The organism is Pseudomonas sp. GW823-FHT02C05 (assembly GCF_058797595.1).
The window spans coordinates 824,619-839,198 of record NZ_JBXAJU010000001.1 but is presented as its reverse complement, the minus strand read 5'-3'; the positions used below and the strand labels follow the sequence as shown (position 1 = coordinate 839,198).

The window sequence follows — 14,580 nt, the reverse complement described above, 5'->3', positions numbered from 1 at the left end:
CCGAAAACCACAACACTTCCCGCGCAAAAACCCGGATAATGCCCGCCATTTTTTGCTTTGTGATGCCGGTGCCCCCATGGAAATCAAGGTCAACTTTCTCGACAACCTTCGACTTGAAGCCAAGTTCGACGACTTCACGGTGGTGGCCGACCAACCTATCCGCTACAAGGGCGATGGTTCGGCGCCGGGTCCGTTCGATTATTTCCTGGCTTCTTCGGCGCTGTGCGCGGCGTACTTCGTGAAGCTGTACTGCCAGACCCGCAATATCCCCACCGACAATATCCGCCTGTCGCAGAACAACATTGTCGATCCGGAAAACCGCTACAACCAGATCTTCAAGATCCAGGTCGAGCTGCCGGCGGACATCAGCGACAAGGACCGCCAGGGCATCCTGCGTTCCATCGACCGTTGCACGGTGAAGAAGGTGGTGCAGACCGGCCCCGAATTCATCATCGAGGAAGTGGAAAACCTCGACGCCGATGCCCAGGCGCTGTTGATGCCGCAATCGGGCTCCAGCGAAGGCACCTACATTGCCGGCAAGGACCTGCCCCTGGAGCAGACCATCGCCAACATGTCCGGGATCCTCGCGGGCCTGGGGATGAAGATCGAAATCGCTTCGTGGCGCAATATCGTGCCCAACGTCTGGTCGCTGCATATCCGCGATGCGCAGTCGCCGATGTGCTTCACCAACGGCAAGGGCGCCACCAAGGAAAGCGCCCTGGCGTCGGCCCTGGGCGAGTTCATCGAGCGCCTGAACTGCAACTTCTTCTACAACGATCAGTTCTGGGGCGAAGAGATCGCCAACGCCGAGTTCGTGCATTACCCGGACGAGCGCTGGTTCCAGCCGGGGCGCAAGGATGAGCTGCCCAAGGAGATCCTCGACGAGCACTGCCTGGCCATCTACAACCCCGATGGCGAGCTGCGCGGCTCGCATCTGTACGACACCAACTCGGGCAATATCGAGCGCGGTATCTGCTGCCTGCCTTATGTGCGCCAGTCCGACGGCGAGGTGGTGTATTTCCCCTCCAACCTGATCGAGAACCTGTACCTGAGCAACGGCATGAGCGCCGGCAACACCCTGGCCGAAGCCCAGGTGCAGTGCCTGTCGGAGATCTTCGAGCGGGCGGTCAAGCGCCAGATTCTCGAAGGCGAGATGGCCCTGCCGGATGTGCCTCAGGAAGTGCTGGCCAAGTACCCGAGCATTCTGGCCGGCATCCAGGGCCTGGAAGAACAAGGCTTTCCGGTGCTGGTCAAGGATGCGTCCCTGGGCGGTGAGTTCCCGGTGATGTGCGTGACCCTGATGAACCCGCGCACCGGCGGCGTGTTCGCCTCGTTCGGCGCCCACCCGAGCTTCGAGGTGGCGCTGGAGCGCAGCCTCACCGAACTGCTCCAGGGCCGCAGTTTCGAAGGCTTGAACGACCTGCCGCAGCCGACCTTCGAAAGCCAGGCGCTGATGGAGCCGAACAACTTCGTCGAGCACTTCATCGACTCCAGCGGCGTGGTGTCGTGGCGTTTCTTCAGTGCCAAGGCGGATTTCGAATTCGTCGAGTGGGACTTCACCAGCCAGGGCAGCAGCGGTGAAAGAGCGGCGGCCAACGCCGAGGAGGCCGCGACCCTGTTCGGCATCCTCGAGGGCCTGGGCAAGGAAGTCTACATGGCGGTGTACGAACACCTAGGGGCCACGGCCTGCCGCATCCTGGTGCCGGACTACTCGGAAATCTACCCGGTGGACGACCTGATCTGGGACAACACCAACAAGGCGCTGTTCTTCCGTGAAGACATCCTCAACCTGCACAGCCTGGACGAAGACGGCCTGCGCTCGCTGGTGGAGCGCCTGGAAGAAAGCGAACTGGACGACTACACCGACATCACCACCCTGATCGGCATCGAGTTCGACGACAACACCGCCTGGGGCCAGTTGACCATCCTGGAGCTGAAGCTGCTGATCCACGTGGCCCTGGGGCAGTTCGACCCGGCCAAGGAGCTGGTGGAGATGTTCCTGCAATACAACGACAACACCGTCGAGCGCGGGCTGTTCTACCAGGCCCTGAACGCGGTGCTGGAAGTGGAGCTGGACGACGAGCTGGAGCTGGGCGACTACGAGGCCAACTTGCGGCGCATGTTCGGCAACGAACGGATGGACGCGGTGATCGGCTCAGTGCAAGGCAGCGTGCGCTTCTACGGCCTGACCCCGACCAACCTGCAGCTCGAAGGCCTGGACCGCCACCTGCGGCTGATCGACAGCTACAAGAAGCTGCACGCAGCGCGAGCCAAGTGGAGCGCAGCAAAGCGCTGATCAACAGCCCCTTGTAGGAGCGAGCTTGCTCGCGAAGCACTCAAGCACGCCGCGCTCCCCCAGTGAACGCGGCGTTTTTCGTTAACGAGCATCGCGAGCAAGCTCGCTCCTACAATTGGCCAGCCAATATCCGGGCAAGCTGCTGGCGCAATGGACCGTGCTCGGCCTCGACATAGGGCGACGCGGTCTTCCAGTCGTAGAACCACACCGGCATCCGGCGCTTGCCCTCCGGCTCCGAGGCGTAGCGGGGAAAGATATGGCAATGCAACTCAGGCTCCGAGTTGCCGAGGATTTCATAGTTGATGCGCAGCGCTCCGGTGGCCTCGAGCAGCGCATCGCCGATGCGGGCCATGTCCAGCAGGTAGGTGGCCCGGGCCTGGGCATCCAGGTCGTTCAAGCTGGCCACCACCGGGTCCGGCAATAACAGGCAATAGCCCTCAAGAAACTGCACATCGCCCATCACCGCCCAGCCCGAGGCCATGCGGCAAATCACCTTGTCGTTGGCACCCTGGCGGGCCAGTTCTACACGTTGCGAAATCAGCGACATTCATAATCCTTGATGAGGGGGTTCGTCGTTTCGAAGCCGTAGTGCCCGAGGCTTGTATCCAGCCGTCGAAAAACCTAGGCCACGCCGGCTGGCCAGGGCTTGCTGTCGTCCCGGTCGGGCGGGCCGTACAGCTCCTGCTCCCAGTCCTCGAACGCCGGCCGTGCCTGGTAGCCCGGATCGCAATACTGGCGGATGTACTGCGCCGCCCGGTGCTCGGCGTACTTGGCATTCACCGGTACGCCCTGCTCGTCCAGCTCCAGCACATTGGCAAAAATGGCATAGGCCATCTCCAGCATGCTCGGCTCGTCCCCGAGGCAACTGCGGTAGTCGACGCCTTCCAGCAACGGATAGCCCAAGGTGCCGTTGGCGACCCAGAAACTGAAGGTTCTCAGTGCCCCGGAAAACTCCGGACTTAGCTTCTTCGGGTAAGACATGCTGATCACTTTCCTTGATAGCGGACCGGGGCGGATTCTCGGGCAGCCACACCGGCAAGGCAAGGCTTCGTGCAACTTGCATCCGTCGGTTTCCATGGGCACGGCAAACCCGTCACAATGTGCCCCCTCTCTCTACCCCTGTGCTGTGCGCCTTGTGCAACGCACTTGCCCCGCAAGGATCGCCCGATGAATTTCCTGGGAAAACTGCTCAGCGTCTTCAAAAAGCCGGCGCCACAAAAGGCCGAGCCCACCCTGCCCGCCGGCGAACCGACCGCCGCAGAGGAGCCCTACACCCAGTACCAGCCAACCCAAGCAGAGCTGGCCGGCATTGCCCTGATGGAGGCCGGTGCCGCCTGCCTCGATCGCCACTGGCAAGCGGTCGGCCACTGTGAGCAAGACGTCCTGGGCTTCGCCATCAGCCCCAGTTTCATGGGCGGCTCGCACTGGCCCTCCACGCGCCAGGCCTATCGCATCGTGCGTCGCAACAACGGCATCATTCTCGCCACCGAGGGCCTGTCCGACCCGTTCGATGGGGTCACAGGCGATGATCTGGGCAATGGTTTCGAGATGGAACTGTTCGTCGAAACCCCGGACATCCCACCCCATGCCCAGGGCGCGGTGGGTGATGTCTACCCGTTCGCCGATAGCTGGGCTTTCGAACTGCTGCGCTGCGTGGCCAACACCACGGCCGATGCCGGTGGCCTCACTGCCCGCCTGCAGCGCTACGGGGTGCTGTCCCTGGAACTGCCCGGCGTCAGCCAGTCCCGCGCCATGAGCGAGCAACTGCCAGCGCATTTCATCAGCGCTGACGACTGCGCCGGGGTACTCGTGGGCGGCCCGGCCCCGGACTTCCCGACACGCCTGGAAGACATGCCGCTGTCCCCCGTGACCCTGGTGCCGGTGGTGCTGATCACCGCCGCGGAGCTGGAGTACGTGCGCAGCGGCGGGGCCCAGGCCCGGGAAGACCTGGCCGTGCGCTTGAGCGCCGCCGGCCATGCTCATGTCAGCCATTTGCAGCGCGCCAGCCTGATCTGAACCAAGGAGCCTAGCCGTCCATGTCAGAAGCCGATGCCTACTTTCCTTTCTACCTGTTCGCTGCCCGGTTCCCGGACCAGGCAGAGGCCGAACGGTTTGCCTTCGAACAGTGGGAGCCCGCCCCCGCGGCCGACGCCAGCGACGCCGAGTTCAGCGCTTGGGAAGCACGCAACCCCAGCTGGGGCCTCAAACAGGAGCTGGGGTACTACATGGACTCCGATTTCGTCGAGCTGATCGACAGTGAAGACGGCCCGCAATACCTGGAATCGCTAATCCGCAGCGACGCCGAAAAAAAGCAGCTGCGCACGCGCATCGACTCCGGCTACAGCCATTTCATCATCGTTGGCTGCGAGTCGATTTACGGTGACCACAAATCGATCTCCGGCGGCGCCAATCAACGCCAGCCCGCAAGCACGGCAACCCTGGACTACCTTGGCGAGTTCAACGTGGAGCCCGCAGGCCCTGGCGCAGCTGGCCTGAAGCAATAATCCATCAAGCCGATTCCTCTGCCCCGCACTAGATGCTAAAAAGGCCCCCAGCGTTCCCATGCCACCCTTGTCGTGCCAGCCGTACCACGAGAACCACCATGCACAGCCAATACCCCAACACACGCGCCCCGTTGCGCCCTCTGCACCTCATCACCCACCAGCCAACGGCGGTAGCAGCATGATCGAAGTCACCGAAGTCTCCATTGCCCACCTGCGCGCCGCCCTGGAATCCGGGCAGACCACCTCGGTGGAACTGGTCCAGGCCTATCTGGCGCGGATCGAGGCCTATGACGGCCCGAACACCGCCACCGCCCTCAACGCCGTGGTGGTGCGCAACCCCGAGGCGCTGAACGAGGCGCGGGCCGCCGATGAGCGCCGCGCCAAGGGCCAGACCCTGGGCCCGCTGGACGGCATTCCCTACACCGCCAAGGACAGCTACCTGGTCAAGGGCCTGACGGCTGCTTCCGGCAGCCCGGCCTTCGCCGAGCTGGTGGCCTACCGCGACGCCTTCACCATTGAGCGCCTGCGGGCTGCCGGGGCCATCTGCCTGGGCAAGACCAACATGCCGCCCATGGCCAACGGCGGTATGCAGCGTGGCGTGTATGGCCGCGCCGAAAGCCCCTATAACGCCGCTTACCTGACCGCGCCCTTCGCCTCGGGCTCGTCCAATGGCGCCGGCACCGCCACCGCCGCCAGCTTCGCCGCCTTCGGCCTGGCCGAGGAAACCTGGTCCAGCGGCCGTGGCCCGGCCTCCAACAACGGGCTGTGCGCCTACACCCCGTCGCGCGGGGTGATCTCGGTGCGCGGCAACTGGCCGCTGACCCCGACCATGGACGTGGTGGTGCCTTTTGCCCGGACCATGGCCGACCTCCTGGAAGTGCTGGACGTGGTGGTGGCCGAAGACCCGGACACCCGCGGCGACCTGTGGCGCCTGCAGCCCTGGGTGCCGATCCCCAGCGTCGCTTCGGTGCGCCCGGCCTCCTACCCGCAACTGGCGGCCGGCGCCGCGGCGCTCAAGGGCAAGCGCCTTGGCGTGCCGCGCATGTACATCAATGCCGACCCTGAGGCCGGCACCAGCGAGAAACCGGGCATCGGCGGCCCCACCGGCCAGCGCATCCATACCCGGCCCTCGGTGATCAGCCTCTGGGAACAGGCGCGCCAGGCCCTGGAAGCCGCCGGCGCGCAAGTGCTGGAAGTGGACTTCCCCCTGGTGTCCAACTGCGAGGGCGACCGCCCCGGCGCGCCGACCGTGTACAACCGCGGCCTGGTCAGCAAGGAGTTCCTCCACGACGAGCTGTGGGAGCTCTCGGGCTGGGCCTTCGACGACTTCCTGCGGGCCAACGACGACCCCAAGCTCAACCGCCTGGCGGATGTCGACGGGCCGCAGATCTTCCCCCACGACCCCGGCACCCTGCCCAACCGCGAAGACGACCTGGCCGCCGGCATGGACGAATACTTGAACATGGCCAAGCGCGGGCTCAAGACCTGGGACCAGATCGCCACCCTGGCCGACGGCCTGCGTGGCCTGGAACAGACCCGGCGCATCGACCTGGAAGACTGGATGGACCGCCTGGGGCTGGACGCCGTGCTGTTCCCCACCGTGGCCGACGTTGGCCCGGCCGATGCCGATATCAATCCCGAGTCGGCAGACATCGCCTGGAGCAATGGCGTGTGGGTGGCCAACGGCAACCTCGCCATCCGCCACCTGGGGGTGCCCACCGTTACCGTGCCCATGGGGGTGATGGCGGACATCGGCATGCCGGTGGGGCTGACCTTCGCCGGGCGCGCCTATGACGACTCGAGCCTGCTGCGCCTGGCTTCGGCCTTCGAGGCCACCGGCAGCAAGCGCCTGATACCACCGCGCACGCCGGCCTTGCATAGCGGCCAGTGACAAACCGGGACCGGGGCCGCAACGGCCCCGTTCCTCAACGCCGTCCCTTCGAGTCCCCTTTGCGCATGACCTTTTGCGCTCAACCCGTTGGCGAGACCCCATGAACCACATTCGCGCTGCAATGCATCAATCGAAATACACCAAGGCCCCCCACCCCGTCTTCACCCTCGACGACGTCCCCCTGGACAGTTGGATCAAGGGGGTCATCTACGATGGCTCGGGGGCAGACAGCACCGAGGGGTTGGTACCGGCCCAGGGCTGGCTGATCGACGACGAGCACGCAGAACTTGCCTGGCAGTTACTGGCTCCCGCGAGCGAGGATTGCTCGAGCATCGTCCCGTTGCTGATCTGCCCCGACGACATGGATCTAAGTTGCACAGTGGCCGTGGTCGAGCAGGTGGTACGGGGAGACAAGCTGATCTGGGAACGTTTTGGACGAGCCGTCACAGTGATCGACGGACTGGTCACTGCGGTGGCCTGGAACAGCAACGCTCAACGCGCCGAATTCTCCAGGCAACAGTTTGACGAGGCCTGCACTGAATTCAAAAGATTGACCGAGCATGAGTGGGCTTGATTGCACCATCACTGCTCATCCTCAGGTCGCAATGGCGAGTGCTGCCAATCGAAGTGGGTGAGCAACTGCCGGCACAGGTCGTCCAGCTGCGGGTGGTAGTGGTGGGTATGGGGCACGGGCAACTGCGGCTCGCCATGGCCGAAGCCCAGTGCGCGCAGGGCCGTGGCGTAGTCTTCCAGCGGCCCGTAGCCATAGATCAGGTTGTGCCGGTCCCAGACCACGGTGGCCTGTTGCTCGGGCGAGTGGACCCACAGGTCGAAACGGCTGTCGCCACAGAGCAGTGGCTTGAAGTCGTAGATGAAATCCTGAACGTCTTCACGCGACAGCTGCGGGCTCCAGTAGCGTCCGGCTTGCGATTCGTCCCGGGGCGTGTGCAGCACGAACAGCAGCACCAGCGGTTCGGCCAGGCAGCCCAGCAGGCTGAGCAGGACCTGCGGGTCCGAGCCTGGAACGCCCGCCACCACGCGCTGCCCCTCGCCAATGGAGGCCAACACGAATACCGGCGGATAACTGTGCTCGACCCACTGGTTGTCTATCATGTGCCCAAGTCTGTACATAGCCAGCCTGATCCTCCTGATCAATTCCTAGGTTTAGCCAAAACGGCCGCGCATTATGCCGTACCCTGCAGGGCCGCTCACGGCCTGATTGACCCAACAGCGCGCGGCAACACAGCCCATCAAGGACATCCCCTCCGTGCTTCATGCCCTGATCCACAACGGCCAACCACTGGCCCCACAGCAACCCCAGCCACTGGTGCCCTGGTGGAGCTTCACCAAGACCGTGCTTAGCGCAGCGGCCCTGACCCTGGTGCGCGACGGCCTGCTGGGGCTGGATGAGCCGCTGCCCGAGGGCCCCTTCACCCTGCGCCAGTTGCTGCGGCATCAGGCCGGGCTGGCGGACTACAGCGAGCTGAGCGACTACCACGACGCGGTTTTGCGCAACGAGGATGCATGGCCCGGTGCACAGATGCTGCAGCGCCTGGACGCCAGCCGCCTGCGCTACGCCCCCGGCAGCCAGTGGCGCTACTCCAATGTGGGCTACCTGTTCGTGGCGCAACTGATCCAGCAGGCGACGGACCTGCCCCTGCACCTTGCCCTGCAACAACGGGTACTGGCGCCCCTGGGCCTGTCTCGCACACGCCTCGCCGTGACCCGCGAAGACCTGCGGGATGTGGACCTGGGCCAGTTGGGCGACTACCACCCCGGCTGGGTCTACCACGGCCTGCTGGTGGGGCCCCTGGCGGAGGCGGCGCTGCTGCTGGATCGGCTGTTGAGCGGCGCGCTATTGCCCCCGGCACTGCTGGCAGGCATGCAGCAGGCCCAGGTTCTGGGCGGGCCGATGGCCGGCCGGCCCTGGGTCGCTCCCGGCTATGCCATGGGCCTGATGGTGGGCAGTGTCGAGTCTGGCCTGACGCTCTACGGCCACACCGGCAGCGGCCCCGGCAGCACGCTGGCGGTCTATCGCGCCAACGTCGCCGGCACCAGCGCCTGCTGCGCGGTCTTCAATCCGGGGAGCGACCAGGGCCAGGTCGAAACCCGGGCCCTGGCGCATCTGCGCCACGCACTGGCGAACTAGCCACAGGGCACGGCCACAGTCACAGGACAGCTCGCATGCTGGCATGACTGACCGGGCGCCACGGGCCCTGCCGTTTCGCACAGCGGCTGACGTACAATCCCCAGCCTTCAGGGACAGCCATCACCAGGACGACAATGACCACACACAGCATTACCCTCGCCAACGGCTGGACTGCCGAATATACCGAACAGGGCGAGTTCCGCATGGGCGCCGTCGGCTGGAACCTGCAGTTGCGCGGCCCCGAGCAACAGGCCATCCGCTACTTCGAAAGCCAGATAGTGCTGGTCAACGATGAGGATGGGGTACAGGCACGAAAAGCCATCAGCCTCTCCGAGGATGGGGTCTACGGCTACCTGGGCAGCGACATGAGCCATGGCTGGGTGATCGACTTCTCCCGCTGCATGATCGCGCCCCATCGGGTGACGATTTCCCACTACCACTACGCCTATGACGAATACATCTCGCTGCTGGAACAGCCGGCGTACAAGCGGGTGCGGGAGTACATCAGTGTCACCGGTCGGACTTACTACCTGACCTTCCCCCTGACCCGGGACGAGGATTTCCCCAAGGTCTGGGAGGAGTACCTGGTGATACGCCGGCGGCAGCTGGACGAGCTGTATTTTCGCAACTGAGCCTGGGCCGGGCGGCACAGTGATGCGCATGGGCCATTAGCACATTCGGGCTAATAGTGCCGGGGGCAGCACGGGCCTATAGTCCGCAGCAGCCCCCCCTTCAGGACGGCGCCTACAAGAACGTGCGGATTCATAACAAGGAGTTTTCCCATGTCGCTCAAGAAAATCATCTATGCCTCGGCCATCGCCCTGGCCCTCACCGCCTCCAACGCCCACGCCTTTGCCAGCGACTGCGGCGACTCGCTGTGGAAGTTCAGCGCCATCGAAGCGCTGACCTGCGTGTTCTCGGGCCAGTGGTAAATCACTGCCGCCCGGGCTGACACCGCCCGGCATTAACCAGGTGCCCGCTGCTGCGGGCACTTTCATTGGCGGGTGTCGGCTCGCTCGCGGCCCTGCTTTCAGCGCAGGCTCCAGGACACCCCCAGGTACACCCCCAGCCCCTCCCCCGGCGTTGAACGCGCCGCGTCCAGCCCCTTGTCGTCATAGCCCGGGGTCACGGTGGCGGCGTAGCGCTTGTCGGTCAGGTTGCGCACATCGACCCAGGTCTGCCAGTCGTTCTTCGGCGCGTTGTAGCCCAGGGTGGCGCCGAACAGCGCATAGGGATCGGCGTAGTAGCTGTTGGCGTAATCCACCGCCACCTTGGACACCAGCTGGGTATTGACCGCGGCGAAGAAGCCCAGGGGCCAGTCGTAGCGCAGCTCGCCCTGGTAGTAGTGCATGGGCAGGCCCGGCAGGCGGTTGTCGGCGAAACGCTGATCGTCGCGGTAGTGGAAATCACTGAAGGTATAGGCCTGGCGCAAGCTCAGGCGGCCGACGCCCGGGCGCGACCACAGCTCGCTCTGCAGGCTGGCTTCCACGCCCTGGTGCACGGTGGGGCTGGCGTTGAGTTCGTAAGGCGTGGTGGCGTTGGCATCCGGCAGCACCGAAAGCAGTTCGTGGCGCACCTGGGCGTAGTACCAGGCCAGGCTCCACTGGCCCAGGCTGCTGTCGCCGCGCCCGCCCAGTTCCAGGGTGGTAGCGGTCTGATTGCGCAGCTTGACCGGATTGCTTTGAGCACCGTAAGCGACGCCGCTGGTTTTCGGAAAACGCAGGTTCGAGCTATAGATCAGCGACCAGGGGTGTGGCGCTTCCACCGAGCGGCTGAGGTTGGCGAACAGTTGCAGATCCGGGTTCAGTTGGTAGCGCAGGCCCAGGCGCGGCGCGTAGTCCCAGTCGCCAAGGCTGGTCTTGCCGCCGCCCTCGGGGTAGGTCACCGCGCTTTCGCGGCGGGTGTAGATGGCCGCCAGCCCGGTGGTCAGCCACAGGTCGTCGGCGATCTCCAGGTCATTGCCAACGTGCAGGACGGTGTCCGAGCCCTGGTAAGTGAAGTTGCGGATCCGCGTGCCCGGCGCGTAGGTCTTGGTATTGCCGCCAGGAATGCGCACGAACTCGCTGGCACCGTCATTGGGCAGGTGCTTGGTCACCCGCAGGCCCAGGGTGCTGCGGCTTTCCAGGCCCCAGAGGCTGTCGCGGCGCTTGTAGTCCAGGGTGCCGCTGACGTCGCTGTAGGCCACCTTCAGGCGGTTGGGGCCTTCGCGCAGGTCCATGGGGTAGTCGTGGTACACCAGCCCGGCCTGGATACTCGAATCGTCGTCCAGGTAATAGGTGGTCTTGTTGCCGACAAAGGTACTGCCCGGCTGCTTGCGCCGGTCGTCGCGGCTGACGTAGGCCGGGTTGGCCGCCCGCGGGTCGTGTTCGATGGAGCGCTTGGTCACGCGCCCGGCCAGATCGTTGTCGGTCTCGCGGTAGCGCAGGTAGAAGCGGGTTTCCAGGTTCGGGTTGAAGCGGTAGCCGAAGTTGCCGATCAGCCCCTTGCTCTGGCTGCGGGTGTGATCCTGGTAGCCGTCGGCATTGGAGTCGGTCAGTGACACGTAATAGTCGAAATCCCCCAGCACTTGCCCGGAACTGACCTGACGCTGCTGATAACCGTGGCTACCGGTGGCGTAGCGTACCTGCAACAGCGGTGCGTCATAGCCGGTGTGACTGACGTAATCGATGGCGCCACCCAGGGCCAGGGCGCCACGGTCGAACCCGTTGGCGCCGCGCAGCACTTCCACGTGGTCGACCCACAAGGGCTCCAGCAATTCATAGGGCGTGCCACCGGGGCCGGTCAGGGGCAAGCCGTCGAGCATCGTATACAGCCCCGAGGCATGGGCACCCGGCGCGCGGTTGATGCCCGAGCCGCGGATCGAGATCTTCACCCCTTCGTTGCCCGCCGACTGGGCATAGACCCCGGGCTGGTAGGCCAGCACATCCTGGTTGCTGGCCACCCGGCCCTGCAGCGGGCGGCGCATGTCCACCACATTGGTGCCGCCGGGCACCTGGGCCAGCCGCGCCGCAGCCTCCTGCGCCGGCTGCCCCTCACCGCCCTGTTCCTGGCCCAGGACCTGCGCCGGAGCCAGCTCCACGGCACGGGTTTCGGCAAATGCCGGGCAGGCCAGGGCCAGGCCCAACAGGGCCGTGGGCAAGGATTTTGGCGAAGACATCGAGAAAACTCCGACAGGCAGAAAGAGGGCAATGCAAGGTGCGACGTAGGAAAGAACGAAGAGAACACAGGGGAATTTGGCTTTTTTCGCCAGGAAAGCGGATGTCGGCAGTCAGGCTTTCACTGGCGAAGAATGGCGCCCCGGGGACTAGCGGCCCTTGCTGGCCGCCAGGAAGTGCGCCACCAGGGCATTGGCGTGGCCATGGCCCATGCCGTGTTCGGTCTTGAGCCAGGCCACCAGCTCCATATGCTTTTTGCCGTCGACCGTTGCCAGCAGCTCCAGCCAGTGCCCGATGGGCTGGCCGTAGTGCTTTTCAATGGAGGGGAAGTACGACGCCGGCCCTTTGCTCTGTTCACTCATGGCTGATTCTCCGTCTTCTGGCTGCCCTTGATGTTGTCGATCAGGTCCACCACGTAGTTCTGGTTGAACCCCGCGACAAAGGACCAGAACAATAGCTTGGCGTAGGCGGCATAGCCACCGGCGTGCTGGCAGAAGATCACATAGAAGCTGTTCTCGCTGTAGCGACAGGTTTCATCGGCGACGATCTTTGGAAACAGCTCCCCTTGCACCACCCCGGAAATGAACAGGATATACAGCAGCCCCGCGAGGATGCCGCCGATGAATGACGGCAGCACCAGGCTGAACCAGGAACTGCACAGGCCGATGATTTCCTCCTCGCTGAGGCTGGAAAGCTGGCGGTGAAAACCGACATAGCCGCCGATGTTGCCGGCAATGAACACCACCGAGGGAATGGTGTAGCCATCGGCCATGGCCACCGACACCAGGGATGCCGCCAATAGCAGCACAAAGATGAGGAACAGTCGCTTCCACAGGATGTTCAGCGCTTCCTGGCGGTTCATGCTCGTCTCGCAGGCGTGGGGGGTCGAAGGGGCCCTGCCCCTTGATCACGATAGATCAGCCCTGGCGCCTGGAAGAACTTTTTACCCCGCAGAGGTTCGCCCCCCCTGCCGGCCGCTGGCCGGCGCTTTCGCTAAGCCGGGTAACCGGTGATCTCGCGAATGCTCTGGTACAGCGGCTTGAGCTGGCGGTACATGCGCAGGTAGACCTCGCTGTACAGCCGCTGGTACATCTGCTGCGCCTGGGGCTGGGGCTCGAACACTGCGCCAACCCGGGTCATGGCGCTGATGGCCGTGGCGAAGTCCGGGTACAGCCCCAGGCCCACCGCGCAGGCGATCACCGCACCCAGCCCCGAGGCTTCATAGACATGGGGCCGCTCCACCGGCAGGCCGAAGATGTCCGCCGTCAGTTGCATGGCCGCGTCGCTCTGGGAGCCGCCGCCGGCCACCCGCAGGCGGCTGATCTTCAGCCTGGAGCGCTTTTCGATGCGCTCCATGCCCTGGCGCAGGGCATAAGCCAGGCCTTCGAGAATGGCCCGGTAGATGTGCGCCCGGGTGTGCACGTCGCCAAAGCCGATCATCGCCCCCTTGGCTTCCATGCCCGGCTCGCGGATGCCCGGCGACCAGTAGGGTTGCAGGGTCAGGCCCATGGACCCGGGCGGCACCGCCTGGACCAGGGCATCGAACAGCTGCTCCGGCTCCAGCCCCTGCTCCGCCGCCTGCTGCACTTCGCGCAGGCCGAACTGCTGCTTGAACCAGCTAACCATCCAGTAGCCGCGAAAGATCATCACCTCGCAGTTGTAGTGGTCCGGCACCGCCGCCGGGTACGGCGGGATCAGCGGCACCACTTCCAGGTAACGCGAGCGGGTGGTGGTGATGGTGGCCGTGGTGCCGTAGGACAGGCAGGCGGTGGTCGAGTCCTGGACGCCCGAGCCCAGCACTTCGCAGGCCTTGTCGGCACCCGCGGCAATCAGCGGCAGGCCTTCGGGTATGCCGGTATGGCGGCTGGCCTCGGCGGTGATCCGGCCCAGGGTTTCCCCTGGCTTGAGCAGGGTCGGCAACTGCTCCTGGCGCACCGCCAGGGCCTGCCACTTCCAGTCACTGGGGGCGGCCCAGCGCAGGCGTTTGTAGTCGAACGGCAGGTAGGCCACGCAGCAGCCCACCGAGTCGACGAAATTGCCGGTCAGGCGATGGGTGAGAAAGCCCGAGAGCAACAGGAACTTCTCGGTGGCGGCCCACACTTCGGGCTGCTCCTGAGCCACCCAGTTGGCCTCGGCCTGGGCGCGAAAATAATCCACCGTGGCCTCGGCACCGATCAACTTGAACAGCCAGCCCCAGGGCCCCTTGATCTTGCCTTCGACCTCGGCCTGGCGCTGGTCGAGCCAGAGGATCGCCGGGCGCAGCGCGCGGCCCTGGGCATCGACGTTGATCAGGGTGCCGCGCTGGGTGGTCAGGGACACGCCGCGGATCTGCGAACGGTCGATGCCGGTCTGCTGCCAGAGCAGTTGGCAGGCTTCGCCGAGCTTGGCCCAGTAGTAGTCCGGGTGCTGTTCGGCCCAGCCGGGCCGGCTGGAAAAATAGGCTTCAAGCTCCACCTTGCCCTTGCCCAGCAGGTTGCCTTTGAGGTCGAACAGCAGCGCACGAACGCTCTGGGTGCCGTTGTCGATGGCCAGCAGGTAGTCCTGCTTATTGTTGTTGTGGTTATCCATGGGGCTCTCTTGGTTGA

The 14,580-nt window shown here is 64.8% G+C and carries 15 protein-coding genes; 8 read left to right on the top strand and 7 right to left on the bottom strand.

Features of this window, described 5'->3' with window-relative positions:
- Positions 1–76 precede the first annotated feature (76 nt).
- Positions 77–2,296 carry an OsmC domain/YcaO domain-containing protein gene (locus tag AC1RGE_RS04050; RefSeq protein WP_492583427.1) on the top strand — a complete coding sequence of 740 codons (2,220 nt, stop codon included), beginning with the start codon at positions 77–79 and terminating at the stop codon, positions 2,294–2,296.
- Positions 2,297–2,405: 109 nt separating this feature from the next.
- Here the strand turns inward: AC1RGE_RS04050 and AC1RGE_RS04045 are convergent, their stop codons facing one another.
- Positions 2,406–2,843 (bottom strand): HIT family protein, encoded by a 438-nt coding sequence (locus AC1RGE_RS04045; RefSeq protein WP_072442019.1) that lies wholly within the window; start codon positions 2,841–2,843, stop codon positions 2,406–2,408.
- A gap of 74 nt (positions 2,844–2,917) precedes the next feature.
- Positions 2,918–3,277, bottom strand: a complete 360-nt coding sequence (locus tag AC1RGE_RS04040; RefSeq protein WP_015635455.1) for a DUF7677 family protein — start codon at positions 3,275–3,277, stop codon at positions 2,918–2,920.
- A 186-nt stretch (positions 3,278–3,463) separates the two neighbouring features.
- Between AC1RGE_RS04040 and AC1RGE_RS04035 the strand changes: the two genes are divergently transcribed.
- The 4 genes from AC1RGE_RS04035 (at position 3,464) to AC1RGE_RS04020 (ending at position 7,265) form a co-directional block, all read left to right on the top strand.
- Positions 3,464–4,312: a suppressor of fused domain protein gene (locus AC1RGE_RS04035; protein WP_492583425.1), complete on the top strand. Its 849-nt coding sequence runs from the start codon at positions 3,464–3,466 to the stop codon at positions 4,310–4,312.
- Positions 4,313–4,332: 20 nt separating this feature from the next.
- Positions 4,333–4,800, top strand: coding sequence for a hypothetical protein (locus AC1RGE_RS04030; RefSeq protein WP_207239144.1), 468 nt, complete (start codon positions 4,333–4,335; stop codon positions 4,798–4,800).
- A gap of 178 nt (positions 4,801–4,978) precedes the next feature.
- Positions 4,979–6,691, top strand: coding sequence for an amidase (locus AC1RGE_RS04025; protein ID WP_492583423.1), 1,713 nt, complete (start codon positions 4,979–4,981; stop codon positions 6,689–6,691).
- A 100-nt stretch (positions 6,692–6,791) separates the two neighbouring features.
- Positions 6,792–7,265: a hypothetical protein gene (locus AC1RGE_RS04020; RefSeq protein ID WP_011061069.1), complete on the top strand. Its 474-nt coding sequence runs from the start codon at positions 6,792–6,794 to the stop codon at positions 7,263–7,265.
- An 8-nt stretch (positions 7,266–7,273) separates the two neighbouring features.
- On the opposite strand, the gene AC1RGE_RS04015 is transcribed toward AC1RGE_RS04020, so the two are convergent.
- Positions 7,274–7,804 (bottom strand): hypothetical protein, encoded by a 531-nt coding sequence (locus tag AC1RGE_RS04015; protein ID WP_123430862.1) that lies wholly within the window; start codon positions 7,802–7,804, stop codon positions 7,274–7,276.
- Between the two features lie 136 nt (positions 7,805–7,940).
- On the opposite strand from AC1RGE_RS04015, the gene AC1RGE_RS04010 reads away from it, so the two are divergent.
- The 3 genes from AC1RGE_RS04010 (at position 7,941) to AC1RGE_RS04000 (ending at position 9,772) form a co-directional block, all read left to right on the top strand.
- Positions 7,941–8,840: a serine hydrolase domain-containing protein gene (locus AC1RGE_RS04010; protein WP_308447958.1), complete on the top strand. Its 900-nt coding sequence runs from the start codon at positions 7,941–7,943 to the stop codon at positions 8,838–8,840.
- 134 nt (positions 8,841–8,974) lie between these two features.
- Positions 8,975–9,472: a hypothetical protein gene (locus tag AC1RGE_RS04005; protein ID WP_072442033.1), complete on the top strand. Its 498-nt coding sequence runs from the start codon at positions 8,975–8,977 to the stop codon at positions 9,470–9,472.
- A 150-nt stretch (positions 9,473–9,622) separates the two neighbouring features.
- Positions 9,623–9,772 carry a hypothetical protein gene (locus tag AC1RGE_RS04000; RefSeq protein WP_181000802.1) on the top strand — a complete coding sequence of 50 codons (150 nt, stop codon included), beginning with the start codon at positions 9,623–9,625 and terminating at the stop codon, positions 9,770–9,772.
- Positions 9,773–9,870: 98 nt separating this feature from the next.
- Here AC1RGE_RS04000 and AC1RGE_RS03995 read toward each other — a convergent pair whose 3' ends face one another.
- The 4 genes from AC1RGE_RS03995 to AC1RGE_RS03980 all read right to left on the bottom strand — a co-directional run bounded on the left by AC1RGE_RS03995 (position 9,871) and on the right by AC1RGE_RS03980 (position 14,563).
- Positions 9,871–11,997 (bottom strand): TonB-dependent receptor family protein, encoded by a 2,127-nt coding sequence (locus tag AC1RGE_RS03995; RefSeq protein ID WP_103291140.1) that lies wholly within the window; start codon positions 11,995–11,997, stop codon positions 9,871–9,873.
- A 147-nt stretch (positions 11,998–12,144) separates the two neighbouring features.
- Positions 12,145–12,357, bottom strand: a complete 213-nt coding sequence (locus AC1RGE_RS03990; protein ID WP_011061063.1) for a DUF4287 domain-containing protein — start codon at positions 12,355–12,357, stop codon at positions 12,145–12,147.
- The gene (locus tag AC1RGE_RS03985; protein WP_011061062.1) at positions 12,354–12,857 is read right to left on the bottom strand and encodes a hypothetical protein; all 504 of its coding nucleotides are present in this window, start codon (positions 12,855–12,857) and stop codon (positions 12,354–12,356) included. The genes AC1RGE_RS03990 and AC1RGE_RS03985 overlap by 4 nt, the downstream gene beginning before the upstream one ends.
- A gap of 131 nt (positions 12,858–12,988) precedes the next feature.
- Entirely contained in the window at positions 12,989–14,563 is a 1,575-nt protein-coding gene (locus tag AC1RGE_RS03980) for an FGGY-family carbohydrate kinase (RefSeq protein ID WP_145712171.1), read from the bottom strand.
- Positions 14,564–14,580 lie beyond the last annotated feature (17 nt).

Bases quoted from the DNA above. Each gene is read 5' to 3' on its own strand.
- AC1RGE_RS04050 (WP_492583427.1), top strand. From the start codon at position 77: ATGGAAATCAAGGTCAACTTTCTCGACAACCTTCGACTTGAAGCCAAG.
- AC1RGE_RS04045 (WP_072442019.1), bottom strand. From the start codon at position 2,843: ATGTCGCTGATTTCGCAACGTGTAGAACTGGCCCGCCAGGGTGCCAAC.
- AC1RGE_RS04040 (WP_015635455.1), bottom strand. From the start codon at position 3,277: ATGTCTTACCCGAAGAAGCTAAGTCCGGAGTTTTCCGGGGCACTGAGA.
- AC1RGE_RS04035 (WP_492583425.1), top strand. From the start codon at position 3,464: ATGAATTTCCTGGGAAAACTGCTCAGCGTCTTCAAAAAGCCGGCGCCA.
- AC1RGE_RS04030 (WP_207239144.1), top strand. From the start codon at position 4,333: ATGTCAGAAGCCGATGCCTACTTTCCTTTCTACCTGTTCGCTGCCCGG.
- AC1RGE_RS04025 (WP_492583423.1), top strand. From the start codon at position 4,979: ATGATCGAAGTCACCGAAGTCTCCATTGCCCACCTGCGCGCCGCCCTG.
- AC1RGE_RS04020 (WP_011061069.1), top strand. From the start codon at position 6,792: ATGAACCACATTCGCGCTGCAATGCATCAATCGAAATACACCAAGGCC.
- AC1RGE_RS04015 (WP_123430862.1), bottom strand. From the start codon at position 7,804: ATGATAGACAACCAGTGGGTCGAGCACAGTTATCCGCCGGTATTCGTG.
- AC1RGE_RS04005 (WP_072442033.1), top strand. From the start codon at position 8,975: ATGACCACACACAGCATTACCCTCGCCAACGGCTGGACTGCCGAATAT.
- AC1RGE_RS04000 (WP_181000802.1), top strand. From the start codon at position 9,623: ATGTCGCTCAAGAAAATCATCTATGCCTCGGCCATCGCCCTGGCCCTC.
- AC1RGE_RS03995 (WP_103291140.1), bottom strand. From the start codon at position 11,997: ATGTCTTCGCCAAAATCCTTGCCCACGGCCCTGTTGGGCCTGGCCCTG.
- AC1RGE_RS03990 (WP_011061063.1), bottom strand. From the start codon at position 12,357: ATGAGTGAACAGAGCAAAGGGCCGGCGTCGTACTTCCCCTCCATTGAA.
- AC1RGE_RS03985 (WP_011061062.1), bottom strand. From the start codon at position 12,857: ATGAACCGCCAGGAAGCGCTGAACATCCTGTGGAAGCGACTGTTCCTC.
- AC1RGE_RS03980 (WP_145712171.1), bottom strand. From the start codon at position 14,563: ATGGATAACCACAACAACAATAAGCAGGACTACCTGCTGGCCATCGAC.